This is a genomic window from Thermococcus cleftensis, from assembly GCF_000265525.1.
GTDB classification, from domain to species: domain Archaea; phylum Methanobacteriota_B; class Thermococci; order Thermococcales; family Thermococcaceae; genus Thermococcus; species Thermococcus cleftensis.
Genome location: NC_018015.1, coordinates 997,764 through 1,020,220, shown reverse-complemented (window position 1 = coordinate 1,020,220; position 22,457 = coordinate 997,764). Strand labels below are relative to the sequence as shown.

At 55.7% G+C, this 22,457-nt stretch carries 25 protein-coding genes; 14 read left to right on the top strand and 11 right to left on the bottom strand.

The genetic code is table 11. From position 1 onward, the window contains the following. Nucleotides 1-133: 133 nt before the first annotated feature. Both CL1_RS05465 and CL1_RS05460 read right to left on the bottom strand, forming a co-directional pair. Nucleotides 134-745 carry a YbjN domain-containing protein gene (locus CL1_RS05465; RefSeq protein WP_014788894.1) on the bottom strand — a complete coding sequence of 204 codons (612 nt, stop codon included), beginning with the start codon at nt 743-745 and terminating at the stop codon, nt 134-136. Between the two features lie 145 nt (nt 746-890). Further along, the gene (locus tag CL1_RS05460) at nt 891-1,514 is read right to left on the bottom strand and encodes a hypothetical protein (protein ID WP_014788893.1); all 624 of its coding nucleotides are present in this window, start codon (nt 1,512-1,514) and stop codon (nt 891-893) included. A 707-nt stretch (nt 1,515-2,221) separates the two neighbouring features. Here CL1_RS05460 and CL1_RS05450 point away from each other — a divergent pair. The 3 genes from CL1_RS05450 to nucS are packed head-to-tail and all read left to right on the top strand — an operon-like array spanning nt 2,222 to nt 5,158. Continuing rightward, a complete protein-coding gene (locus tag CL1_RS05450; protein WP_014788891.1) occupies nt 2,222-3,256 on the top strand; it encodes a potassium channel family protein in 1,035 nt (344 codons plus the stop codon). Nucleotides 3,257-3,305: 49 nt separating this feature from the next. After that, nucleotides 3,306-4,370: a DNA repair and recombination protein RadA gene (radA, locus tag CL1_RS05445; protein WP_014788890.1), complete on the top strand. Its 1,065-nt coding sequence runs from the start codon at nt 3,306-3,308 to the stop codon at nt 4,368-4,370. Between the two features lie 35 nt (nt 4,371-4,405). Beyond that, the gene (gene nucS / locus CL1_RS05440) at nt 4,406-5,158 is read left to right on the top strand and encodes an endonuclease NucS (RefSeq protein ID WP_083830192.1); all 753 of its coding nucleotides are present in this window, start codon (nt 4,406-4,408) and stop codon (nt 5,156-5,158) included. Here nucS and CL1_RS05435 read toward each other — a convergent pair. Together CL1_RS05435 and CL1_RS05430 are read right to left on the bottom strand one after the other, a co-directional pair. Continuing rightward, nucleotides 5,155-5,538 carry a DUF473 family protein gene (locus CL1_RS05435; protein WP_014788888.1) on the bottom strand — a complete coding sequence of 128 codons (384 nt, stop codon included), beginning with the start codon at nt 5,536-5,538 and terminating at the stop codon, nt 5,155-5,157. The genes nucS and CL1_RS05435 overlap by 4 nt on opposite strands. A 9-nt stretch (nt 5,539-5,547) precedes the next feature. Next, a complete protein-coding gene (locus tag CL1_RS05430; RefSeq protein ID WP_014788887.1) occupies nt 5,548-6,276 on the bottom strand; it encodes a proteasome assembly chaperone family protein in 729 nt (242 codons plus the stop codon). A 288-nt stretch (nt 6,277-6,564) separates the two neighbouring features. On the opposite strand from CL1_RS05430, the gene CL1_RS05425 reads away from it, so the two are divergent. The 4 genes from CL1_RS05425 to CL1_RS05410 all read left to right on the top strand — a co-directional run bounded on the left by CL1_RS05425 (nt 6,565) and on the right by CL1_RS05410 (nt 9,677). After that, on the top strand, nt 6,565-6,933 hold the full coding sequence (locus CL1_RS05425; protein WP_014788886.1) for a hypothetical protein: 369 nt from the start codon (nt 6,565-6,567) through the stop codon (nt 6,931-6,933). Between the two features lie 67 nt (nt 6,934-7,000). After that, entirely contained in the window at nt 7,001-7,774 is a 774-nt protein-coding gene (locus CL1_RS05420; protein ID WP_014788885.1) for an S-methyl-5'-thioadenosine phosphorylase, read from the top strand. Nucleotides 7,775-7,864: 90 nt separating this feature from the next. Continuing rightward, nucleotides 7,865-8,332, top strand: coding sequence for a thermonuclease family protein (locus CL1_RS05415; RefSeq protein ID WP_237266225.1), 468 nt, complete (start codon nt 7,865-7,867; stop codon nt 8,330-8,332). Nucleotides 8,333-8,402: 70 nt separating this feature from the next. After that, nucleotides 8,403-9,677: an amidohydrolase family protein gene (locus tag CL1_RS05410; protein WP_014788883.1), complete on the top strand. Its 1,275-nt coding sequence runs from the start codon at nt 8,403-8,405 to the stop codon at nt 9,675-9,677. Between the two features lies 1 nt (nt 9,678). Here CL1_RS05410 and CL1_RS05405 read toward each other — a convergent pair whose 3' ends face one another. After that, nucleotides 9,679-10,470: a hypothetical protein gene (locus tag CL1_RS05405; RefSeq protein ID WP_014788882.1), complete on the bottom strand. Its 792-nt coding sequence runs from the start codon at nt 10,468-10,470 to the stop codon at nt 9,679-9,681. Between the two features lie 136 nt (nt 10,471-10,606). Here CL1_RS05405 and CL1_RS05400 point away from each other — a divergent pair, with 136 nt between their 5' ends. The 3 genes from CL1_RS05400 to CL1_RS05390 all read left to right on the top strand — a co-directional run bounded on the left by CL1_RS05400 (nt 10,607) and on the right by CL1_RS05390 (nt 13,252). Beyond that, nucleotides 10,607-11,146: a [protein ADP-ribosylglutamate] hydrolase gene (locus CL1_RS05400; RefSeq protein WP_014788881.1), complete on the top strand. Its 540-nt coding sequence runs from the start codon at nt 10,607-10,609 to the stop codon at nt 11,144-11,146. A gap of 45 nt (nt 11,147-11,191) precedes the next feature. After that, nucleotides 11,192-12,634: a bifunctional ADP-dependent NAD(P)H-hydrate dehydratase/NAD(P)H-hydrate epimerase gene (locus CL1_RS05395; RefSeq protein ID WP_014788880.1), complete on the top strand. Its 1,443-nt coding sequence runs from the start codon at nt 11,192-11,194 to the stop codon at nt 12,632-12,634. A 243-nt stretch (nt 12,635-12,877) separates the two neighbouring features. Next, nucleotides 12,878-13,252, top strand: a complete 375-nt coding sequence (locus CL1_RS05390; protein ID WP_014788879.1) for a hypothetical protein — start codon at nt 12,878-12,880, stop codon at nt 13,250-13,252. A 36-nt stretch (nt 13,253-13,288) separates the two neighbouring features. Here CL1_RS05390 and CL1_RS05385 read toward each other — a convergent pair whose 3' ends face one another. The 4 genes from CL1_RS05385 to CL1_RS05370 all read right to left on the bottom strand — a co-directional run bounded on the left by CL1_RS05385 (nt 13,289) and on the right by CL1_RS05370 (nt 16,279). Next, nucleotides 13,289-14,662 carry an alpha-amylase gene (locus CL1_RS05385; protein WP_014788878.1) on the bottom strand — a complete coding sequence of 458 codons (1,374 nt, stop codon included), beginning with the start codon at nt 14,660-14,662 and terminating at the stop codon, nt 13,289-13,291. A gap of 154 nt (nt 14,663-14,816) precedes the next feature. Continuing rightward, nucleotides 14,817-15,374: an ArsR/SmtB family transcription factor gene (locus CL1_RS05380; protein WP_014788877.1), complete on the bottom strand. Its 558-nt coding sequence runs from the start codon at nt 15,372-15,374 to the stop codon at nt 14,817-14,819. Continuing rightward, nucleotides 15,375-15,680, bottom strand: a complete 306-nt coding sequence (locus CL1_RS05375) for a DUF211 domain-containing protein (RefSeq protein ID WP_014788876.1) — start codon at nt 15,678-15,680, stop codon at nt 15,375-15,377. 23 nt (nt 15,681-15,703) lie between these two features. After that, nucleotides 15,704-16,279: a winged helix-turn-helix domain-containing protein gene (locus CL1_RS05370; protein ID WP_014788875.1), complete on the bottom strand. Its 576-nt coding sequence runs from the start codon at nt 16,277-16,279 to the stop codon at nt 15,704-15,706. A 222-nt stretch (nt 16,280-16,501) separates the two neighbouring features. Here CL1_RS05370 and CL1_RS05365 point away from each other — a divergent pair, with 222 nt between their 5' ends. Continuing rightward, entirely contained in the window at nt 16,502-17,911 is a 1,410-nt protein-coding gene (locus CL1_RS05365) for an acetate--CoA ligase family protein (protein WP_014788874.1), read from the top strand. Nucleotides 17,912-18,031: 120 nt separating this feature from the next. After that, nucleotides 18,032-19,183, top strand: coding sequence for a tryptophan--tRNA ligase (locus tag CL1_RS05360; protein WP_014788873.1), 1,152 nt, complete (start codon nt 18,032-18,034; stop codon nt 19,181-19,183). Here CL1_RS05360 and CL1_RS05355 read toward each other — a convergent pair. Then, on the bottom strand, nt 19,176-20,144 hold the full coding sequence (locus tag CL1_RS05355) for a hypothetical protein (protein WP_237266224.1): 969 nt from the start codon (nt 20,142-20,144) through the stop codon (nt 19,176-19,178). The genes CL1_RS05360 and CL1_RS05355 overlap by 8 nt on opposite strands. Nucleotides 20,145-20,228: 84 nt before the next feature. On the opposite strand from CL1_RS05355, the gene CL1_RS05350 reads away from it, so the two are divergent. Both CL1_RS05350 and CL1_RS05345 read left to right on the top strand, forming a co-directional pair. Continuing rightward, entirely contained in the window at nt 20,229-20,906 is a 678-nt protein-coding gene (locus CL1_RS05350) for a fumarylacetoacetate hydrolase family protein (protein ID WP_014788871.1), read from the top strand. Nucleotides 20,907-20,951: 45 nt separating this feature from the next. Continuing rightward, nucleotides 20,952-21,290, top strand: a complete 339-nt coding sequence (locus CL1_RS05345; protein WP_014788870.1) for a hypothetical protein — start codon at nt 20,952-20,954, stop codon at nt 21,288-21,290. 3 nt (nt 21,291-21,293) lie between these two features. On the opposite strand, the gene trm14 is transcribed toward CL1_RS05345, so the two are convergent. Further along, nucleotides 21,294-22,391 carry a tRNA (guanine(6)-N2)-methyltransferase gene (gene trm14 / locus CL1_RS05340; RefSeq protein WP_014788869.1) on the bottom strand — a complete coding sequence of 366 codons (1,098 nt, stop codon included), beginning with the start codon at nt 22,389-22,391 and terminating at the stop codon, nt 21,294-21,296. Nucleotides 22,392-22,457 lie beyond the last annotated feature (66 nt).

Here is a 22,457-nt window from a genome sequence, read left to right as displayed (position 1 = left end):
CCTCCAAAGGAAGCACTGGATGCAGAGGAAAGCATAGATACTCGGAGTCGGGGGTTTATATGCGTTGTTGAACAGGGGAATGTAAAAAGCCAACCAGAAAATAGAAGAGATGGCCAGAGAAAAGAGGGCCAGATCAACCATCTTCCCCGGCAGGCTCTTCTTCCACAGCTTCAAGAACGGCGTCGAGAAGTTCCTTGGCGTCCTTCTCCGCAAGCCCGACCTTGATGGTGAGGAACTCCATGAGCTGCTCGTAGGTGTAGCCCTTCTGAATCCTCTCAAGGAGCATGACGACGATGCGGTCGAATATCCTCTCAACGAACTCCTCCTCGAGTCCGAGGGCGGAAACTCCCGAGAGAAGGCCAATCGCCAGGGCAGTCAGGGCGTCGTTGAATTCCTCCTTGCCAAGGGTCTTCTTGTCGAGGTCAACACGGATGTTAACAACGTCGTTGGGCCTCCCAAGGCTGAACTTCATCATGTATATCCTATCGTTCAGCTCAAGGAGGGTGTGGTAAACGTAGAGCCTGTCCTCATCGCCCAGGCCGTAGGTTTCAAGGCTCGTGGGGATCACAAGGTGAACAAACTCGTCGGAGAACATGACCACGAGGGTGAAAGGCATCTTGGGATGCTCGGCAACGTACACGGACTCTCCAACCGCCTTGACCTCCCAGGGGAGATCAACTATGTCGGCGGCATCTTCTCTGCCCGTCCTGAGCCACTCAAGAACCTGCGTTTCAATATCAGTCACACAAATCACCTCAAGGTTCTAAATGAGAAAGAGTTTATAAACATGCCGGTAGTAAGAGATTCTAATCCCGGACTACAAGATTCTAAAAACGTATACATTGATACCGATACATCGACTAGAAGAGTGAAAAGAAAACCGAAGTAAATCAGAAGTACCCAACGTCTTCCCCCTGCCCATCAATTTCTTTCTTGGCCGCGAACACCTCGTTGAGCAGGTTTTTTGCGTCCTCAACGCTCATACCGACCTTGACGGTCAGGAACCTCATAAGTTCGTCCCTGCTGGCGCCGCGCTCAACCCTCTCAAGAACCATTCCAACGATGCGGTCAAAGATTTCTCTTTCGAAGGCCTCTTCCAGCCCCATGGCTGATACCGCGGACATAAGGCCTATTAGCAAAGCCGTGAGCGCATCGTTGAACTCGTCCTTGCCAAGAGTCTTCTTGTCAAGATCCACGCGAAGATAGACGTCATCGTCCATTCCTGAGAGAGTGAACTTCATCAGATTCACCTGGTCGTTGAGACGAAGGAGGGTATGATACACCCTCAACTTCTCGTTGTTGGACATGGAGAATGTCTCGAGACCCATAGGCACTAGTAGGTGGACAAAGCCCTCTGAGAACACCACAAGGAGAGAGAACGGCATTCTCGGGTGTTCGGCCAGATAAGTCCCAGGTTGAACTTCCCTGACGGACCAGGGGAGATCCACTATGTCCTGGGCAGTGTCGTCACCCTCCCGAAGCCACTCAAGAACCTGAACCTCGATGTCGTCCATGGAAACCACCGAAGAATACTATGCGATGTAGGTTAATTAACTTTGCACTTGAAACGGCACAGGCAAACCCGAGCCTTCGTTCTCCACAGGAAGCAAAGGGGTTAAGCGCCCATAAATGTACAGCGGAATTTTAGGTTTGTAAATGTTCAGATGAAATCAAACGATCATTTCCACTGAAAGGTGAATGAACTTAAATGAACATTAAAATACGGACATTGGTGGACTGTTTTAGACATTCATGGTAAACAAAAGTGTTTTGCAATTTAGAAAAGTTAAACACTTCAATACCCCCTGGGAGTTTTATTTCCACTGGAGCCAGGTTTTGGCTACTCCCGTAATTTTTTGTCTTTTTGGTGAAACTCTCCCGTTTTCTTTTAAACTTTTGGTATTTATACATTTTCATGAACAATGTTCATAAAATCCCCAAATCTCTGAATAGTAATGAACGAAAGACTACAAAACTCAGAGCTTGTTTTTAAATCTGCTTATTTGATGTTCGAAAGATTGTTTATAAACACTCCTTTCATCTTTCTAGCCGCGAAAATCCGTCCATCTGCAAAACTGAGCTCCAGTGGAAATGAAACTCTGGGGGGTCTTTCAGATGGCCATCGAAAAAGACCTCTGTTTCCACTGGAAAAAACGCTCCATTGATGAACCTTGGGGGGCATTGGTGATAGGTTTTTAAAATCCCCCTCGTAAGGTATAACATGATTCCGGTTCCACTTGTAAGGAAGCTGCTGAAGGTGAAAATCAAGATCGGCCGGAACAGACTCCTCCAGATAGCGATGGCCGTACTCCTGCTGGCCCTGCTTTTCGCCTCCCTGTTCGCCTACTTCGAGGGTTTGGACTTCTACACGGCCTTCTACTGGGCCGTCATCACGATGGCGACGATTGGCTACGGCGACGTGACACCCCAGACCTCCGCGGGCAGGGCCGTGGCAATGGTGGCTGCAGTGGCGGGAATCTCAACTTTCACCGCCCTCGTGTCGATTCTGGCCGAGTACTTCATTTCATCGTCTTTGAGGAGGATGATGGGCATGCACCGCGTTAAGTACTCCGGTCATTACGTTGTTATCGGTCAGGGGAGCAGCGTGCCGAGCTGTGTGAACGAGCTCATCTCTGCCATTTCCAGTGGAGATGCCGAGCCTAAGCCCATAGTGGTGGTGTTCCCCAACGAGGAAGAGCGCAAGGGGATTGAGCTTCCAGAGGAAGTGGAGGTTCTCATAGGGGACCCCACGAATCCGGAGACCCTGGAGAGGGCCCACATCAGGGAGGCTTCCCACGTGATCCTTGCCCTCGAAGACGACTCCAAGTCCGTCTTCTCAACGCTCATGATAAAGCGCATGTCAAAGGCCAGGGTTCTCGTGGAGGCCCTCAAGGCCGAGAGCGTCGAGCTACTGAAGCAGGCCGGGGCGGACAGGGTGATACTGAGCAGGAGCTTCGCCGGAAGGCTTCTCGCGAGCTCGGTGTTTGAGCCCGAGGTAGTGGACGTTATAGATGACCTTACCACTTCTCTCGGCCGTTACGACATCTCGGTGCTTCTCCGGCGGGACCTCTGGGGTTCAACGTACATTGAGGCTCTTCGGAAGCTCCATGAAGAGAATGGCTACTTCTTATTGGGTTACTACACGGACAAGCCTGTTCTTAACCCGCCTCTTGATGAGAGAATCCCTGAGGGGGCCAAGCTGGTAGTCATTAGGCCCGCGGGTGGAGGGGGTGTGAATCCGAAGAAAAGTATATAACCCTTCGAATTTTTACCCCTATGGAAGGTAGCAGTGTTGGGTGATGTTCATGGCGAGGAAGAAGAAGGCCGAAGATGAAATAAAAGAGCTCGAGGAGTTCGAGGAGCTCGAGGTCGTTGAGGAGTCCGCTTCAAGCTCAACCAAGAAAAAGAAGGAGAAGGAAATAAAGACCCTTGAGGACCTGCCGGGCGTTGGGCCGGCCACCGCTGAAAAGCTCCGCGAGGCTGGCTACGACAGCATCGAGGCCATAGCCGTTGCCTCCCCCATGGAGCTCAAGGAGATAGCGGGAATAAGCGAGGGCGCTGCTCTCAAGATAATCCAGGCCGCGAGAGAGGCCGCCAACATAGGAACCTTCATGCGCGCTGACGAGTACATGGAGAAGCGAAAAACCATAGGCAGGATCTCCACTGGAAGCAAGAGCCTCGACAAGCTCCTGGGGGGTGGTATTGAGACCCAGGCCATAACCGAGGTCTTCGGAGAGTTCGGTTCTGGAAAGACCCAGCTGGCCCACACGCTGGCGGTGATGGTTCAGCTTCCGCCCGAGGAGGGCGGTCTTGGCGGCTCGGTGATCTGGATCGATACCGAGAACACCTTCAGGCCCGAGAGAATAAGGCAGATAGCTGAAAACCGCGGCCTCGATCCCGACGAGACCCTCAAGAACATCTACGTGGCTAGAGCCTTCAACAGCAACCACCAGATGCTCCTCGTCGAGAGGGCGGAGGAGATAATCAAGGAGAAGGCCGAGACGGACAGGCCGGTCAAGCTCCTTGTCGTCGATTCCCTGATGGCCCACTTCAGGAGCGAGTACGTCGGCAGGGGAACGCTGGCGGAGAGGCAGCAGAAGCTGGCCAAGCACCTCGCCGACCTGCACAGGATAGCGGACCTCTACGACATAGCCGTCTTCGTTACCAACCAGGTTCAGGCCAAGCCAGATGCCTTCTTCGGCGACCCGACGAGGCCTGTCGGCGGTCACATCTTGGCCCACAGCGCGACGCTGAGAATCTACCTGAGGAAGGGCAAGGCCGGAAAGAGGGTTGCTCGCCTGATAGACAGCCCGCACCTGCCCGAGGGAGAGGCCATATTCCGCATCACCGACAGGGGCGTCGAGGACTGAGTTAGCTTTTTAACCCCTCTTCTTTACCCAACTCCATGCCCAAGGTTGAGGCGATTCAGAATCCTTCCCGAGAGGAGCTTCTCACATTGATCGATTCCGCCCTCTCCAAGGAGGCCGTGCTCACCATATTCGCCCGCTGCAGGGTTCACTACGACGGCCGGGCGAAGAGCGAGCTCGGCTCCGGCGACAGGGTGATACTGGTCAAGCCCGACGGTGCATTTCTCGTTCACCAGAGCAAGAAGCGCGAGCCCGTGAACTGGCAGCCGCCGGGGAGCTTCGTTACAGTGGAGGTGCGGGAAGGGCTAGTTGTTCTCCGCTCGGTGAGGAGGAAGCCGAAGGAGATCCTGGAGGTCGAGCTTGAGGAGGTCTACCTGGCTTCGCTCTTCAACGCGGAGGACTACGAGGAGCTGGCCTTGACCGGGAGCGAGGCCGAGATGGCGGAGATGATATTCAGGAACCCGGAGCTCATTGAGCCCGGCTTCAAGCCGCTCTTTCGTGAGAAACAGATCGGCCATGGAATAGTGGATATCCTCGGGAAGGACGGCAGGGGAAACCTCGTCGTCCTCGAGCTGAAGCGCAGGAAGGCGGATTTGCATGCCGTCAGCCAGCTGAAGCGCTACGTGGAGGCGCTGGAGAGGGAGCATGGAAAAGTTAGGGGGATTCTGGTTGCCCCGTCCCTAACCTCCGGCGCGAAAAAGCTCCTTGAAAAGGAGGGGCTGGAGTTCAGAAAGGTCGAGCCGCCGAAGAAGGAAAAGCTCGGCAGGGGAAGGCAGAAGACCCTGTTTTAGCCTATGTCCATCTCGTGGGGAAACAGCTCCCTGACCCTCGCGAGCATAACCCCCTTTCTCCTCTCGACTTCCACCACACGCCCAAGGCCTACGAGCTTAACCTTTGCCCTGCATATCGTTACCTCCCTCTCGTCGCTCTCCTCCCATGGAATCCTCGTCTCCAGATACTTAGCTTCCATAAGCTCGGCCAGCAGGCCTTCCGTTCCAGTGGAAACGTCCTCGAAGGGGTCGTAGGTCAGGAAGAGCCTCATCGCCTCGCGTAGGGCCGCCTCGACTGCCATCACGTTCCTCGCGCTCCTCAGCTCTATCGTTCGGTAGGGGTTCCTGAGGAGTTCATCGAGAACCCTCCTCGCGATTCCAGCTAAGATCACCGCCTCCATGCTACCACCTCACAGGTAGATGCTCTCGTACTGTTTCATCTCCTTCCTCCTCGCCTGCTCCATCTGCTCGTGCATCTTCCTGAGCTGCTCCTCGATCATCTCGGCCTCCTTGATGAGCGGCTCGGTCGATACCTCTATCGGGGCCAGCTTCTTCAGAACCTCGATGACGTTGGCAGCTGCCCTCGGGTCGGGCCTGTCGCCGAATGTCTCACCGAGCAGAACGTAGGCATCAAGGCCGCCCCTGCTCGCCTCCCAGAGGAGCCTTCCGCTCATGCCCATTATAGAGCCGTACTGGAGTATCTTTGCCCCTGCCCCCTCAAGCTCCCTGTTCAGCTCCGCCCTTGCCCCAACGCCCCAGACCTCCATCTTCTCCTTGAAGAAGCCTATCCCAATTCCGCCGATCGAGAACACCTTCTCGGCTTTCATCTCTTTCAGGTAGTTCACCAGCTCCTTCGCTATCTCGTTCACGAGGGTTGGGGGGACGTAGATGTCCGCAACAGCTACGATGACGTTGTCCTTCCCGTAAAACCTGAGCGGTGGGTTGGGCTTTCCCTCGAGAACTATCGTCATCGGTGGTATGAACGGGCTTTCCACGTAGCCTATCATCTCCATTCCGAGCTCCTTAGCCAGGAAGTTGCCGGCTATGTGGCCGACCAAGCCAATCCCGGGGTAGCCCTCTATGAAGATGGGGTTTTTGACCTCAGGTAAGACGAGCTTGACGGGCCTTCCGTTCTCCATCTCACCACCCCCGAAGTATTTAGTTCCCAAAGGTTATTAAAGTTTTGCCAGTTCCTCGGAAGGGTTTTTGAAATCAGAGCCGATGTTGCCTGCGCGGAAGGCCGTTATGCTCTTTTGATGGAAAAGCCCTAATTGGTGGACAAGCGTTTTGAACTTGTTAGAAGAGCTTTTATCCCAAGAGCGCAAAAACTCTCGTGGTGAAACCATGGAGCGCCCGACCCTTCCCTTCATGCTGTGTGATGTTATTCTTTTGTGCCTCTACTCGGTCTATTCCGGAGGTGGTGAGATATGAGGTACTCTCTCCGCCTTCTACTCTTTTTGAGGCTTTTCCTCAGGGTCTTTGCCTTCGCTTACCCGCTCTTTCTGACGGTTATGTACAACTTCTGGATCTTTGAAAAACTGCCGGCCGTCGCGTGGTGGGGGTACATAGTCCTCATGGCCATTTGGGAAATTACCACCGGCGTTGCCGGCAATCGCCTGCCTCTAAAGCCCCTCCTAACGGCTTACGTGGTCATTGCCCTTTTCCTTGAGTTCCCAAGCGTTCTCCTGGGTGGGGTTTACCTTCACACGGTACTCTTCTTCGCCCCCTGGCTCCTTTTCTGGTATGGGTCACTGCTCCTGTTAAGCCTGCTCTTGATCTCCCGGGGGAGTTGGTAGGGGCTCCATTTCCACTGGAACGGCAACCCTTATATGAGTGGAGCGAGCATTTAACACGGTGATGACCATGCCGAGGATTGGGATAATAGGTGGCTCCGGTGTCTACGGAGTCTTCGAGCCGAGGGAGACGGTCAAGGTCCACACCCCCTACGGCAGGCCTTCGGCTCCAGTGGAAATCGGGGAGATAGGGGGCGTCGAGGTGGCTTTCATACCGCGCCACGGCAAGCACCACGAGTTCCCACCGCACGAGGTTCCCTACCGCGCGAACATCTGGGCCCTTAAGGAGCTCGGCGTCGAGCGCGTTATAGGCGTTACCGCCGTCGGCTCGCTCCGCGAGGAGTACAAGCCCGGAGACATCGTCATAACAGACCAGTTCATAGACTTCACCAAGAAGCGCGACTACACATTCTACAATGGACCGCGCGTCGCCCACGTGAGCATGGCCGACCCATTCTGCCCTGAGATGAGGAGGATTTTCTACGAAACTGCCAAGGAGCTCGGCTTCCCGGTTCACGAGAAGGGTACCTATGTCTGCATCGAGGGGCCGCGCTTTTCAACCCGCGCCGAGAGCTTCATGTTCAGGCAGTACGCCCACATAATAGGAATGACTCTCGTTCCCGAGATAAACCTCGCGCGCGAGCTGGGCATGTGCTACGCCAACATAGCGACCGTCACCGACTACGACGTCTGGGCCGACAAACCTGTTGATGCGCAGGAAGTCCTCCGCGTTATGGCCGAGAACAACTACAAGGTTCAGGAGTTGCTTAAGAAGGCCATCCCGCGCATTCCAGAGGAGAGGAAGTGCGGCTGCGCCGACGTGCTGAAGAGCATGTTTGTTTGAGTGGCATAGAAATGTTATTTTTGTTTTCTGTTTCCTGTGCTTTTGACTTCTTTCAGTAAATTTTAAAAGTCCTACCACCTACCGTCTTCGGTGAGTGCCGTGACCCGAAGGATGCTCTTTGTTCTCGCCATGCTATCTGTCCTCCTGTTGCCCGTTGCCAGCGCCTACGAGTTTCAGGCCTACGGCTACGTCACTGAGGTCGTCGATGGCGACACCGTGTGGTTCCACTCCTACTACGGCTACAAAGCTGGAGAAACCTTCAAGGTCCGCTTCGCCGACATAAATGCGCCCGAGATATACACCGATGAGGGCAAGGAATCGAAGGCAGCTTTGGAGTGGCTCCTCGATACGTACGGCCGCTACGTCTACCTTGACGTCGATGACATCTATGAAACCGACCGCTACGGCCGCGTGGTCGCGGTGGTTTACCTCCCCTTCTGGTACTATGGCTACGCCCTGAACGTCAATGAGTGGCTCGTCGAGAGCGGCTACGCGAGCATCTGGGACCACTACAACGAGTTCGACCCATACTCCTGGAGCCTCTGGGTTCCCATTTGAGGCTTTTCTCTTCTCCGACACCTTTTTAACTTCCACCGGAAACACAACCCTTTAAAATGGGGTGATGCTCATGAGCGTTCTCATCAAGAACGGTCACGTTATCTATGGCGAGAGCTTTGAGGTCGTAAAGGCTGATGTTCTCATCGAGGGAAACAGAATCGTCAAGGTTGCCAAGGAAATAAACGAGCCCGCTGACACGGTCATCGACGCCAAGGGAAAAGTCGTTTCTCCCGGCTTCATAAATCTTCACACACACTCGCCGATGGGCCTCTTCCGCGGCCTGGCTGACGATTTACCCCTCATGGACTGGCTCCAGAACCACATCTGGCCGAGGGAGGCGAAGCTAACTCGCGAGTACACCAAGGCCGGTGCCTATCTGGGTGCGCTTGAGATGATAAAGACCGGCACAACGACGTTTTTGGACATGTACTTCTTCATGGACGCGGTTGCCGAGGTCGTCGCGGAGTCGGGGCTGAGGGGCTACCTTTCCTATGGAATGATAGACCTCGGCGACCCCGAGAAGACCGAGAAGGAAATAAAGGAAGCCCTCCGCACGATGGAGTTCATCGAGAAGCTCAACTCGGAGCGCGTTCACTTCGTCTTTGGCCCCCACGCTCCCTACACCTGCTCGATTGCCCTGCTGAAGGAAGTAAGGAAGCTGGCAAACGAGCACGGAAAACTGATAACGATTCACGTGAGCGAGACGATGGCTGAGATAGGCCAGATAACCGAGCGCTACGGCAAGAGCCCCGTCGTTCTGCTCGATGAGGTTGGCTTCCTTGGAAACGACGTGATAATAGCGCACGGCGTCTGGCTCGACAGCAGGGACATTCAGATTCTCGCGAGGAACGGTGTTACAGTGGCTCACAACCCTGCCAGCAACATGAAGCTCGCGAGCGGGGTCATGCCCCTCCAGAGGCTCCTCAACGCGGGCGTAAACGTCGGCCTCGGTACTGACGGCGCCGCCAGCAACAACAACCTCGACATGCTTGACGAGATGAAGCTGGCGGCTTTGCTCCACAAGGTCCACAACCTCGACCCGACGGTTGCCGATGCAAAGACGGTATTCAGGATGGCAACCCTCAACGGTGCAAAGGCACTACGCCTCAAGGCCGGTGTGATAAAGGAGGGCTACCTGGCTGATATAGTCATTGTGGACTTTAACCGGCCCCACCTGAGGCCTATCAACAATGTAATCAGTCACCTCGTTTACTCTGCCAGTGGCAATGACGTGGAGACGACGATAGTCGACGGAAAGATTCTGATGCTGGACCGTGAAGTTCTCACCCTTGACGAGGAGAAGATACTTGATGAGGCTGAAAAAACGATAGAAAAGCTGGCTTAGCTCAGAGGCTCGCCAGCCAGTCAGGATCGACCCGGACCGGTCTTTCCTTTTCCACCCATACCCTGAGCTTCCGGTACATATCCGCCCCGGCGACACCGGAGATCACGCTTGACAGGCCCGTTATTAATCCGTCGAGCAGACCCGCGAGCAGGGCTCCGGTGATGCCCCCTGCAATGAGAGATGCAATGAAAACAAGCCCCTGTGCTGCTCCCCAGAGGCCAACACTCACCGCTGCCATCAGAGCTCCAAAGACGAAGACCTCTTTGGCGTTGTCCAGCGCGACACCTATAACTCCCAACCCCTCTCCGAAATCCCTGGCCCATACGTACGCAGGAATCATCATGGCGATTACCCCCATAAGGAGGATCGCCGGGGGCAGGCCAAGGAGTCCCACTAGGACGTACCTCGCCGTTCCTGAGAGGATGTAGTACGCCAGTATCGCTGGAAGGAGGAAGAGCCCGCCGACTATGAGGACTACAAGTCCGTAAACAATGCCCACCAGGAGAACCTTTATTCCCCCGGTTATCGATTCCATCACGAGGGCCGACTCCTCGAAGGGTGTCTTCTTTTGGTGGTAGTAGAAGGCCCTGATCGGGTAGTACACCACCGTGAGCTGGAGCAGGAGACCCGGCAGGGCGATGAGAATTGCGATCCAGACGTCCCGGTTGAGAACGTGGCCGGATAGAGCGATAAGTACCCCTGCCGTTCCTGATGCTATGAGCGGATACCTCCACAGCTTTCTGTCTTTTGATATCGCCGTAAGGGTTTCCCCCAGTGCCTCAAAAGCCCTCATTCCACACCATCGTTCATGGGTTTTGCCCATATTCAACTGTTACTGTTTTAAGTTGTACGTCATAAAAAGTTTCCAGAGTAACAACCCGCGCAACCGTTAAAATCTGTCGTGAGTAATCGGTTGGACGGTGATTGTGATGCTGTCCTTCGAGATCGTCCGCGGGGACATCACCCGCTTTCCTGCCGAGGCCATAGTCAACGCCGCCAACAAATACCTTGAGCACGGCGGCGGTGTCGCCTACGCCATAGCGAAGGCCGCCGCTGGAAACGTTGCCGAGTACATCAGGATAAGCAAGGAGGCCATGCGCGAGCAGCTCGGAAAAAGCTCGATTGAGCACGGTGAGGTTGTTGTAACCCCTGCCCTGAGGCTGGAGCGATACGGAATCAGGCACGTCATTCACACGGTCGGGCCATACTGCGGCGGTATCTGGAACGAGGAGAGGAAAGAAAAGCTTAGAAAAGCAATTCTCGGGGCGCTGAAAAAGGCCGACGAGCTCGGTGTCAAAACCATAGCTTTCCCCGCTATAAGCGCCGGCATCTACGGCTGTCCGCTTGAGGAGGTCGTGAGGACGTTCAGGGAGACCGTAGAGGAGTTCTCGAAGGAAGCGAAGAGCGTGGAGAGGGTTTACCTGGTGCTTTATTCTGAAGAGACCTACCGGCGGGCCTTGAAGGCCTAGCGTGAAGTTTTTATCAACTTTCATCAACCCATTCCGGTGATACTCATGCGCATCGAAGATGTCTACATCTGGGATATCAACGCGAAGTGGCTCGGCATAACCCCTTACCAGCTCATGGAGAACGCCGGGGCTGGCGTTGCCAGGACGATCGAGGAGCGCTTTGGAAAAGGCCTCAAGATAGCCGTCTTTTCTGGAACAGGCAACAACGGTGGCGACGGCTTCGTTACCGCGAGACACCTCAGCTTCGAGAACGATGTCACGCTCTTCCTCGTGGGGGATGAGGCGAAGATAAGGAGCGAGGAGGCAAGGCACAACTGGGAGATACTCAAGGGCCTGGACTTCGTGAAAATCCGGGTTCTCAAGGATTCCACCTACATAAGGTCCCTCGACCTCAGCGGTTTTGACGTCATCGTTGATGCCCTCCTTGGAGCCGGCACAAAGGGCGAGCCGCGCGAGCCGATCCGCTCGGCCATCGAGAAGATGAACGAGTACGCCGGAAAGGCCAAGATAGTCAGCGTTGACCTCCCGAGCGGCTATCCTTCACAGGTTCAAGTTAAGGCCGACTTCACGGTGACCTTCCAGTGGGACAAGGAGGAGTACGAGGGCTTCGAGCGCGTTGTGGTTAAGATAGGATATCCGAAGGAGCTCTACCACATCGTCGGGCCCGGTGATGCGAAGTTCGCTTTGAGGAAGAAGGGCGAGCACAAGGGTCAGAACGGCAAACTGCTCATCATAGGTGGCAGCGGGGACTATTACGGCGCTCCTTACCTTGCGGCAAGGGCGGCATCTTATCTCGTGGATCTGGTTTACCTGGCCATGCCCGGGTATCCGGCGAGGCGGGTAACCGACCCCGACCTGATCCTCAGGCCGGTCGAAGGGAAGAACTTCTCGCCGGGGCACGTTGAAGAACTTCTGAGCATAGCCGAAAAGGCCGACGCCGTCGTCATCGGCCCCGGAATCGGTCTCTCGGAGGAGACGAAGGAGTTCGTGAGGAGGTTCGTTAGGCGCTGCGAAAAGCCGATGGTGATTGATGCGGACGGCCTTAAAGCGATAGCCGGGGACTTGAGCGTTCTTAGAGGTAAAACCTTCGTTCTGACGCCTCACGCCGGTGAGTTCAAGGTTCTCTTTGGGGTGAAGCCCGAAGGTTCCTTCCAGGAAAAGGCGGAGCTCGTGAGGGCAAAGGCAAGGGAAATTGGCGGAGTTATCCTGCTCAAAGGTGCCTACGACGTCATCAGCGATGGAGAGGCATGGAAGTACAACCGGACTGGCAACCGGGGCATGACCACCGGCGGGACCGGGGACGTCTTGGCGGGCCTCGTCGGCGCTCTGCTCGCCCTCGGCAACGCACCATTAAGGGCGGCTTCCGCTGGAGCCTTCATCAACGGCCTCGCCGGGGACATGGTGAAGGAAGGGCTCGGCGAGAACTTCACCGCGCTGGAGGTTGCCAAAAAGGTTCCGCACACGGTCAGGTGGGTGGTGGAGTTCTGAGTTTGGTTTTTCAACGCCTTTGGGTGTTTTGTGTGGATCTCTTTTACTCAACTTGTTTTCGTCAAATTGGATTGTGTTTTGACTGTTAAAATCTTTTTTGCTCTCAGTTCGTGATTTACTATTTGAATGGGGAAAACTTTTAAGGACTTTGATTTTACACCTGTTGAGACTTGGGAAGGTGAAGTGCTTGAAGTAGCGTCTTTTGATAGCAGTCCTGATTGGAGTGGCTGCAGGTGATGAAAAATGGTCTCCGAAAACGCGGTTCGAGTTGCCATTTCGGTTCCGGCCGTTGTCCTTGCAGTCGCTGTCCTCGCGGTCGGGGGATTCTCCCCTGAGACAATGCTCGTTCTGGTCCTTCTCTGGGTTGCGGGTGCCCTCCTCCCCCGCGCCTGGGAGTTCCGGAACGGGAAACTGGAGCTGGCCTTTTTACTCCGGAACGTCCTTCTGTATGCTGCTTTGGTGGTTCTCGTTGGGGCGGAGTACCTGCTCCTTGAAGAGAGCGTCTATGGGGTCTCCAAGGAGGTGGTAATGTTCTTCACGGCCTGGCTTCTCAGCGGGATTTTTGAGTTCCTATGGCCAGGATTCGCGAGAAAGGGAGCCACTCAAGTGTCGCCGTAAACAGGAAGCTGGAAGAATGGAAACGGGTGGAGGAGCTCAGCCCACCCCACAGTAGCTCCAGACCGAGTAGCCGTAGTAGCCGTTGGCCGGGTCATGGGCCGGGGCCTCGAGGTAGACCCAGCCGCTGGAGGAGACGTACTTGTCAACCCAGCCCCCGAGGTTGCCGGTGTACTCGTGTATGCAGGAGCCGGCGAACTTCGGAACGTAGACCCACCTTCCGGCTTTGCTTGAGCCGAGGTTGATGTAGGTTATCAGTCCCGGCTTGTCGCCGTAGCCGTTTCTGACGAAGATCAGCTCGTCGCTGTCGTAGTAGACTATGTCGGTGCTCCCTCCCGCAAGGTGGTCGTGTATCCAGATGAGGTTCTTGAGCCTGTCCTTGTTGAGCCACTCTTCATAATCGCGGTAGAATATGACCGGCTGCCCCTCGTAGGTGAGAATGAACGCGTAGGCCGGGTACTTGTTCCAGATTATGTCAGTGTCGTGGTTGGCGACGAAGGTAACGGCCTTGAACGGGTCGCGGCTCACAACCGTTCCACCGTTCCTGAGGGCATCTACCAGCGCGGGAATGTTCTGATTGTCGAAGGCCTCGTCCATCTTGTAGTAGAGCGGGAAGTCGAAGACCTTGGCACCGCTGTCGTAGGCCCAGCTCAGGAGGGCGTCGACGTTGGTGTCCCAGTACTCTCCTACCGCCCAGCCGCCCCACCAGCTGAGCCAGTCCTTGACGACCCAGGGGGCGTAGCCCTTGACGTAGTCGAAGCGCCAGGCATCAACGCCGATGCTCCTGAGGTAGGCCGCGTAGCTCTCCTGGCTGGCCCAGAGCCAGTACTGGTCCCAGCTCTTGTCGTGGCATATGTCCGGATAGCCGCCAAAGGTTCCGGAATCGCCCGCGTGAAGCTCGTTCGGGTGGAAGTCGAGGTAGTTGGCGGTGTACTTGCCGGAGGCAACCTTGGAGAAGTCGGTCCAGGTGTAGTCGTTCACGAAGGGATTCCACTCGAGGTCTCCGCCGGCGCGGTGGTTGATGACTATGTCGGCTATGACCTTCATGTTGTAGGCGTGGGCGGTGTTTATCATGTTCACCAGCTCGGCCTTTGATCCGAAGCGGGTCTCAACGGTTCCCTTCTGGTAGTACTCGCCGAGGTCGAAGTAGTCGTAGGGGTCGTAGCCCATGGAGTAGCCGCCGCTCATGCCCTTGCTCGCGGGGGGAATCCATATTGCCGAAATCCCGGCACTCGCCCAGTCGGGTATCTTCTGGGCTATGGTGTCCCACCAGATTCCTCCACCTGGGACGTCCCAGTAGAAGGCCTGCATTATGACGCCGCCGTTTTCAAGGGTCTCGGCCTTTGCAGGGACAGCAGAGACGCTTAAGACAACCAGGGCTATCACCAGTGCCGCCAATATACCCCTGTTCATGGCAATCCCCCACGTATCTATTTGGGCACGTGCCCATATTATATCACTCGCGGTGAAATATTTAAGTTTTATCATTAATGTTCATTAAAGGACGTAAAAGAACATGGGATTAAGTGTTGAAAATGGAACGTCGTGTTTCAATAGTGGGAAAAAGTTAGAGTTCGATGAGATTCTTGACGCGCTTTGCCTTCTCGCACAGCTCGCAGCTCTGGAGGAAGACCAGCATGTTGAGGAGGTGGAAGAGTTCTATCTCGGTCAGCTCTATCTCAGCCTGGGATATTCTCTTGAGAATCGGCTGGGAGTTCACCTCTATCTCATTGAGGACATCCTTCGCGAGCCTCACTAGCTCATCACGGTTCTTTACCCTGAAGCCTGTCTTCTCGAGCAGTCTGACGAGCTTCTCGACCTCCACCTGGAGGTATGCCTGCCTGAACTGCTCCACGCTCTCGTCAGGGTCTGCCTTTATGAGGAACAGTCTGGCGGTTCTTGAGTAGACCCTCTCGTTCCCGTGGGCCTCCAGCTCCTCCACCACTCCGGCCTTTTCAAGGGCCTTGACGTGCCTGTAAACCGTTGTCCTGTCCTTGTTGAGAGCTTCACTGAGTTCGTTTATTGTCATCGGCCTCTGCCTGAGGAGCTGGAGTATCCTGAAGCGCGTCTCCTCGGAGAGGATCTTCACCTTCTCGGGCTCGGTGATTATGAGGACTTCCCTCACTCAGTACTCCTCCAGCTTGTCCTGGGGGGTTTCGCCCTCCTCCACTATCTTCTTGCCCGCCGCGACCATGTCTATGCTGTGGACCACTCCCCCAAACTCCTCGATGGTTCTGACTATCTCGTCGTAGTCGAGGTTGTCGCCGACCATCGTTATCTTGACGTTTTCTGTTTCCTTGTCTATCTCCACGAGGGTTATGTTGACGCCGTCGACTCCCTCGAGCTCGCTGAGTCCGAGCGCCAGCTCTGTCACCATCGGCTGGTGCGGCTTGAGCACGTCAAGGACCAGCAACCTTATTCCCTTCGCCATATCTCATCGCTTCCCTTTGGGCTTTATTTTTTAAGAATTTTCCCGAGCTTTCTGAGTAGCTCTATCGCCTCTTCATCACGGCCCATTCTGGCCATCGCGAGCCACTCTATCGCGTGGATTATATCCTCGTTGGAGAAGTCCTTGAGGGCCTCTTCGTTCCCCTCTATCTCCTTCGATATCTCGGTCTTGAACTCGTGCTCCTTCTTGAGAAGCTCGTCCATGGTGTTGAGCAGTTCATCGTCGTTGAACTCATAGCCAAGGGCCTTGAAGACCTCGAGCTTGGTCTTGAGCCTCGAGCGCGCGAAGTAGCGAAGCTCCTCGTCGCCGAGGTAGAGGTTTATGTAGAAGGCGTCGGCGGTTCTTCCGTAGTACTTCTCCACGAGGTTGCCCTTCATCTCCGTCCTCTTGACTTCGACCAAGCCCGCTTCCTTGAGCTTCTCGATGTGGTGGTATATCGTCTGGGGCGTCTTCCCGAGTATCTCGCTCAGCTGGGAAATCGTCATCTCCCTGTTGCGGAGCAGGCTCAGTATCTTCCTCCTCGTGTCCTCGAGCATCAGTTTTATGACCTCTGGGTCGGTTATGACCTTGACCTTTGCCATCTGGATCACCCAATTTTAACGTTCTTACGGTTTTTTGAACGTTCCAGAATTTAACTCTTTTGCCTCTCCCGAAGGCGAAACCACTCCTGCGGTAGCTTTATATATGTAAACTCCCTCTCCCCGTTGTATCCCCAATGGATAAAATATCCACTTCCTCCATGTACCCATCTGGGGAGGAAGGCTTAAATACGGACTCCCGAAAAACCTTCGGAGGTGGAAGTGATGGAGGCGCCAAAGCTCGATTTCCTGTTTTACCCGAGAAGCGTCGCTGTCATCGGGGCATCGAACGTCCCCGGAAAGGTTGGAAACGCCATAATGCGCTCAATAACGCTCCGCTACGACGGAAAGGTCTACGCCGTGAACGTCAAGGGCGGCGAGATAGAGGTCAACGGAAGGAAGTTCCCGGTTTACAGGAGCATCAAGGACGTTCCGGACGAGGTCGATGTTGCGGTAATAGCTGTCCCTGCCAAGTTTGTCCCCGACGTCATCGACGAGTGCGGCGAGAAGGGCGTTAAGGGTGCCGTCGTCATCTCCGCCGGCTTTAAGGAGGCCGGAAGGGCCGAGCTCGAGGAGGAGCTCGTCAGGCGTGCGAGGAAGTGGGGTATAAGGGTCGTCGGACCGAACTGTCTCGGCGTTACGAACCTTGAGAACGGCTTTGACTGCAACTTCAACCCGCCGGAGAGACAGGCCAGGCCGCCCTTTGGAAAGGTTGCCTTCATGAGCCAGAGCGGTGCCTTCGGTGCGGCAATCCTTGACTGGGCGGCCAGCCACAAGATAGGAATGAGCAAGTTCATCAGCCTCGGCAACATGGCCGACCTCGACGAGAGCGACTTCATAGCGTACCTCGGCGAGGACGAGAAGACCGGGGTCATCACCGGCTACATCGAGGGCGTCAAGGACGGGAGGAAGTTCTTCAACGTTGCTAAGGAGGTCACGCTCAAGAAGCCCATCATAATCCTCAAGGCTGGAAGGACTGAGGCAGGTGCCAAGGCGGCCGCTTCCCACACTGGTTCCCTCGCGGGGTCCTACAAGATATACGAGGCCGCCTTCGAGCAGACCGGTGTTCTCAGCGCCAAGAGCATGCGCCAGCTCTTCAACTACGCCAAAGCCCTGGCGATGCAGAAGCCGGCCAAAGGGAACCGCGTGGCGATAGTCACCAACGGCGGTGGAGCGGGAGTCATGATGAGTGACGGTCTGCTTGAGAGGGGAATGAAGCTCGCCGAGCTGAGCGAAGAGACCAACGAACGCTTTAGGAAAGACATCGAGGAAGGCAAGCTCCCGCACCACATGAGCTACAGAAACCCGATAGACGTCATAGGCGACGCCCCGTCGAGCAGGTACGAGATAGCAATGCGCTATGCCCTTGAAGACCCGAACGTCGACGTCCTCGTGGTCATAGCTCTCTTCCAGAGCCCCGCTTTGGACGAGGGAATCGTCGAGGCCATGGAGAGAATGCAAGCTTACGGCAAGCCGATAGTCTTCGTGGCCCCTGGTGGAGCTTACCCGCACAAGATGGCCAGGAACATCGAGCTCAAGGGCGTCCCCGTCTACGAGACAGTTGAAGACGGCGTCGATGCCGTTTATGCCCTCGTCAAGTACGGCGAGTGGCTGAGGGAGAATGGAAAACTTTAAATCCCCTTCCTTCCTTTCTCTTCCCATGCCTGGTGATTGCTTTTGGCCCTGGTGAAGCCTTCCTCTTCTGCCCCGGCTTAGCCCTGGGTTTCGTTTCCACTGGAAATGGAGGTGTTTTGAATGGACGAGTTTAAGGTCACCCCCTGGGACGTTGAGGGAATGGTGGACTACGCGAAGCTTATAGAGGAGTTCGGAACGAGTCCCATGACGGACGAGTTGCTTGAGAAGACCGCGGAGCTTACGAGGAGCGAGCTGCCGATGTACTTCAGGAGGCGCTTCTTCTTCTCCCACAGGGACTACGACAAGGTTTTGGCAGATTACGAGTCCGGAAAGGGCTTCTTCCTCTACACTGGCAGGGGCCCGAGCGGGCCGATGCACATAGGCCACATCATACCATTCTTCGCGACCAAGTGGCTCCAGGAGAAGTTCGGCGTGAACCTATACATCCAGATAACCGACGACGAGAAGTTCCTCTTCAAGGACAAGCTCACCTTCGAGGACACCAAGAGATGGGCCTACGACAACATACTGGACATCATAGCGGTCGGCTTCGACCCGGATAAGACCTTCATCTTCCAGGACAGCGAGTTCACCAAGATATACGAGATGGCAATCCCGATAGCGAAGAAGATAAACTACTCGATGGCTAAAGCGGTCTTCGGCTTCACAGAGCAGAGCAAGATCGGGATGATTTTTTACCCGGCAATACAGGCCGCTCCGACCTTCTTCGAGAGGAAGCGCTGCCTGATTCCTGCTGCCATAGACCAGGACCCCTACTGGAGGCTGCAGAGGGACTTCGCCGAGAGCCTCGGCTACTACAAGACAGCCGCAATTCACTCCAAGTTCGTTCCGGGATTGATGGGCCTTGAGGGCAAGATGAGCGCCAGCAAGCCCGAAACTGCCGTCTACCTCACCGACGACCCAGAAGAGGCTGGCAAGAAAATATGGAAGTACGCCCTAACCGGCGGGAGGGCGACGGCGAAGGAGCAGCGCGAGAAGGGCGGTCAGCCCGAGAAGTGCGTCGTCTTCAAGTGGTTTGAGATATTCTTCGAGCCGGACGACGAGAAGCTCATGGAGCGCTACCACGCCTGCAAGAGCGGTGAGCTGCTCTGCGGCCAGTGCAAGCGCGAGCTGATTGAGAGGGTTCAGGAGTTCCTGAAGGAGCACCAGAAGAAGCGCAAAGAGGCGGAAAAGAAGGTAGAGAAGTTCAAGTACACCGGTGAGCTGGCAAGGGAGCAGTGGGATAGGGCGATTCCTGAGCCTCTCAGGTGAACCCCCACCCCTCCTCGAACTCCTTTTCTTCCTCGGCTTCTTCCTCCAGCTCAACCCTGAAGGTCCCCTCGGCCTTAACGTCCGGCCTCAGCCGTATGTCCAGAATTCCCCGGATTATGAACTCGCCGTGGCCGAGGACAACAGTTCCCCTCCCGATCTTTCCTGCAAGGAGTCTTGGGCTCAGCGTGTCGTAGGAGCCGACCACCGTGACCTTCTCCTCCGGGAGCATTCTCTCCCTGAACTCGAAGCTCTGCCCTTCTTCGATTATCTTCTCATACTCGAAGCCGCTCGTGCTGAGGGTGACCTTCACGCGCCTCGCCTTGGTCAGGGTGGAATAGACCGTCCCGGCGATGAACTTTCCGTCCCCCCTGAAGTTTACCTGGGCCGAATCGCTCTCCGTGGCAACCGCCACCGTGCCGCTTCCCATGACCTCCCCCTCGTTGGTGAAGAAGAGCAGCAGGATGTTCTTGTATGGCCCGTCGGTTATACGAACCGCTGGAGCCCTGATGAACCCCGTGCCGTCCGGTGAAACGGCCGCCTTGAAACCCGCCCCGGGAAACGAAACCCCTGACGCCCTGTCCCGCCTCTCTGCGATGAACTTTCTCTCCACGTGGTAGTGCCTGTTCCTTCCGCTCCCGACCCAGTGGCCCTTTATCTCGAGCGTTCCGGTCTCGAATTCAAGTTCCTCCGGAAAAGTTATCCACGAATCAGATGCAACGAGCAGGTTGGCAAGGCCTTTGGCGCGCCGGTATTCCCTCCGCCCTCTGAGCAGGCCGTGGGTTAAGGGAACCATCAGCAGAAGGAGTACGGCCAGGAAACCTACCGCCAGAAACTCACCTCCCGGGGCGTTGATGAAAACGTGAAGCAGCGGTACCGTGAATAGCACCAGGAAAACCGCTATGAGAACAAAGACGAGAGTGCTTCCCTTTCCCTCTAGGACTACGAGCCTCACAGCTTTCACCGTTGGGTGTTGGACTGGGGAGTTTATTACCCTTCCCTCGAGCGGTTTATAACCGATGCCCCCAACCGTTGTTGGGTGTTGACGATGGTTCGCCTTCCATTCCGCGACGGGTTTTATGACCTGAGGCCGAGCAAGATAGTGGCTCTGGCAAAGAACTACGCCGAACACGCGAAAGAAATGGAGAGCGACGTTCCAGAAAAGCCGGTCTTCTTCCTCAAGCCGCCGAGTGCGCTGATAGGCCCGGGCAAGCCTATAATTTTACCCAGAATGAGCAAACGGGTTGACCACGAGGTAGAGCTGGCAGTGATAATCGGGAAGCGCGCGAAACGCGTGTCGAGAGAGAAGGCGATGAACTACGTGCTCGGCTACACGATACTCCTCGACATAACCGCCCGCGACCTTCAGGGGGAAGCGAGGGAGAAGGGCCTTCCCTGGAGCCTCGCCAAGGGCTTCGACACCTTCGCCCCGGTCGGCCCGAGAATAGCTGACAGGCGCGAGCTGAAGATAGACGACCTGGAGATAGGCCTCAAGGTGAACGGCCAGCTAAGACAGCTCGGACGGACGAGCGAGATGGTTTTCAAGGTTCCGGAGCTGATAGAGTACATAAGCTCCGTCATGACGCTCGAGCCCGGGGATATAATAGCGACCGGAACTCCAGCAGGGGTAGGCCCGCTCAGTCACGGCGACAGGGTTGAGGCCTGGATTGAGGGAATCGGGAGGGTCGAGTTCGACGTACTGGCAGAGGATTCAATACTCTGCTGAGAAACTTTTTTAAGTTTTTGTTCTCTGACTATTAAAGGTGGTGCTATGAAGCCCGTCCGCTGGCTGGTGGTTCTCCTCTTGGCCCTGGTGGTTTTCAGCGCTGCTTGCCTGGACAACAACTTCGTTTACGCCAGGGGAAAGAGCGTCCCGCCCGGGGAGACCAGGGGGTGGCCCTTCAAAGGCCCGGCGAACCTGACGGTCGAAATAAGCTCCAGTGTCCCCGTCGAGGTGAAGGTTGTCTCCTCCGACGGGACCGTGCTGAGGGACTTCGGAACCGTTAGGGAGGTGAACGATGTGGTTGAGCTCCCCAAGGGGGTATGGAAGGTGGTGATTAGCAATCCGGGCAACGAGACGGCGGTCATTGACGTGAAGCTCAAGACGTGACGTTCACTCTACCACGTAGGTGTGCACCGTCAGCCCGCCGTGGCCGATTAGGCGGTGGTGCCTGATTTCGAAGCCGTTCTCGGCTATAGCTCTCTCTATAGCCCTCTTCTCAGTCGTTATGAAGACGCCGCGCTTTTCCAGAACCTTCGAAAGCTCCGAGAAGAAGTCCATGTAAAGGCCTGGAATCATGCCCTTCCGCCCGATCTTCAGCCCGTAGGGCAGGTTGCTCACCGCGAAGTCCACGCTTTCGACGTATTCGCTCAGCCTGGTGGCATCTCCGAGAACGAAGTCTATACGCTCTGAGACTCCCGCCGCTAAAGCGTTCATCTCCGCCCCGCGCAGGTGCTTGCGGTACTTTTCGAGGCCGATTATCCTTCCATCGTATCCCCTCAGGGCGAGCTCTATTGGAATGGTCCCGCTCCCGCAGAATGGATCGATGAACGAACCCCCGTCTGGTTTTGCCAGCTCAATCAGCGCGTTGGCTATGCTGGCCTTGAGATGAGCGGGGTGGTCGTAAACGCGCCAGGGTCTCTTGTGGAGTGAGCTGTCCCCGGTGGTGTCTATCCCGAGGAAGAAGACGTCCCCGATGAGCTCGGCCCTGAAGATGACCGCCGGGTGGTCGAGGTTGACCCTCGGAGTTCCGAAGCGCGAGAGCCTGTCGAAGACGGCCTTTCCGACGGTTCTGGCGATGTCAACGCTCGTAACGCTGTGCTCCCCCTTCCTGAATGAGCGCACGGCAAAGCTCTCGCTAACCTTGACGAACCTTTCCACTGGAAGCTCTGAGACAAAATCTTCGATCCTCTTGAGGGCTTTTTCAGGGTCGTCATCTCCTATGCCTTCAAAGCGCTCGCTCGCTATTTCCATGATTATGCGGTGGAGGAGCCTGGAGCTCTCGTTCAGATAGGTTGGGACGCTTAACTCGCGCTTCTTCCCCTTCTCGTCGGTGTAGTAAGCCTCGCCGACCTCGGCAAGAACCCGCCCTTCAACGCCGAGAGGCCTCTCTTCCACACGAAACGGAACTCCAAGGCCCGAGAGCAGGTTCTCAACCTCCCCCTTTGCAAGATCCTCGATTCCCTGTGAAGTGGTGAGCAGGAGCCTCATGATAACGAATGTCTAGGTCCCCTCTTTTAAGCTTTGTTTGGTTAATGCCTCCGTGCACTTTCGTAT

Coding starts and splice junctions, on each gene's coding strand:
- nucS (WP_083830192.1), top strand. CDS start 4,406: ATGCCCAAGGTTGAGGCGATTCAGAATCCTTCCCGAGAGGAGCTTCTC.
- CL1_RS05365 (WP_014788874.1), top strand. CDS start 16,502: ATGGAGGCGCCAAAGCTCGATTTCCTGTTTTACCCGAGAAGCGTCGCT.
- radA (WP_014788890.1), top strand. CDS start 3,306: ATGGCGAGGAAGAAGAAGGCCGAAGATGAAATAAAAGAGCTCGAGGAG.
- CL1_RS05370 (WP_014788875.1), bottom strand. CDS start 16,279: ATGGCAAAGGTCAAGGTCATAACCGACCCAGAGGTCATAAAACTGATG.
- CL1_RS05375 (WP_014788876.1), bottom strand. CDS start 15,680: ATGGCGAAGGGAATAAGGTTGCTGGTCCTTGACGTGCTCAAGCCGCAC.
- CL1_RS05425 (WP_014788886.1), top strand. CDS start 6,565: ATGAGGTACTCTCTCCGCCTTCTACTCTTTTTGAGGCTTTTCCTCAGG.
- CL1_RS05430 (WP_014788887.1), bottom strand. CDS start 6,276: ATGGAGAACGGAAGGCCCGTCAAGCTCGTCTTACCTGAGGTCAAAAAC.
- CL1_RS05390 (WP_014788879.1), top strand. CDS start 12,878: ATGGTCTCCGAAAACGCGGTTCGAGTTGCCATTTCGGTTCCGGCCGTT.
- CL1_RS05345 (WP_014788870.1), top strand. CDS start 20,952: ATGAAGCCCGTCCGCTGGCTGGTGGTTCTCCTCTTGGCCCTGGTGGTT.
- CL1_RS05350 (WP_014788871.1), top strand. CDS start 20,229: ATGGTTCGCCTTCCATTCCGCGACGGGTTTTATGACCTGAGGCCGAGC.
- trm14 (WP_014788869.1), bottom strand. CDS start 22,391: ATGAGGCTCCTGCTCACCACTTCACAGGGAATCGAGGATCTTGCAAAG.
- CL1_RS05435 (WP_014788888.1), bottom strand. CDS start 5,538: ATGGAGGCGGTGATCTTAGCTGGAATCGCGAGGAGGGTTCTCGATGAA.
- CL1_RS05400 (WP_014788881.1), top strand. CDS start 10,607: ATGCTGTCCTTCGAGATCGTCCGCGGGGACATCACCCGCTTTCCTGCC.
- CL1_RS05460 (WP_014788893.1), bottom strand. CDS start 1,514: ATGGACGACATCGAGGTTCAGGTTCTTGAGTGGCTTCGGGAGGGTGAC.
- CL1_RS05405 (WP_014788882.1), bottom strand. CDS start 10,470: ATGAGGGCTTTTGAGGCACTGGGGGAAACCCTTACGGCGATATCAAAA.
- CL1_RS05360 (WP_014788873.1), top strand. CDS start 18,032: ATGGACGAGTTTAAGGTCACCCCCTGGGACGTTGAGGGAATGGTGGAC.
- CL1_RS05420 (WP_014788885.1), top strand. CDS start 7,001: ATGCCGAGGATTGGGATAATAGGTGGCTCCGGTGTCTACGGAGTCTTC.
- CL1_RS05395 (WP_014788880.1), top strand. CDS start 11,192: ATGCGCATCGAAGATGTCTACATCTGGGATATCAACGCGAAGTGGCTC.
- CL1_RS05450 (WP_014788891.1), top strand. CDS start 2,222: ATGATTCCGGTTCCACTTGTAAGGAAGCTGCTGAAGGTGAAAATCAAG.
- CL1_RS05385 (WP_014788878.1), bottom strand. CDS start 14,662: ATGAACAGGGGTATATTGGCGGCACTGGTGATAGCCCTGGTTGTCTTA.
- CL1_RS05410 (WP_014788883.1), top strand. CDS start 8,403: ATGAGCGTTCTCATCAAGAACGGTCACGTTATCTATGGCGAGAGCTTT.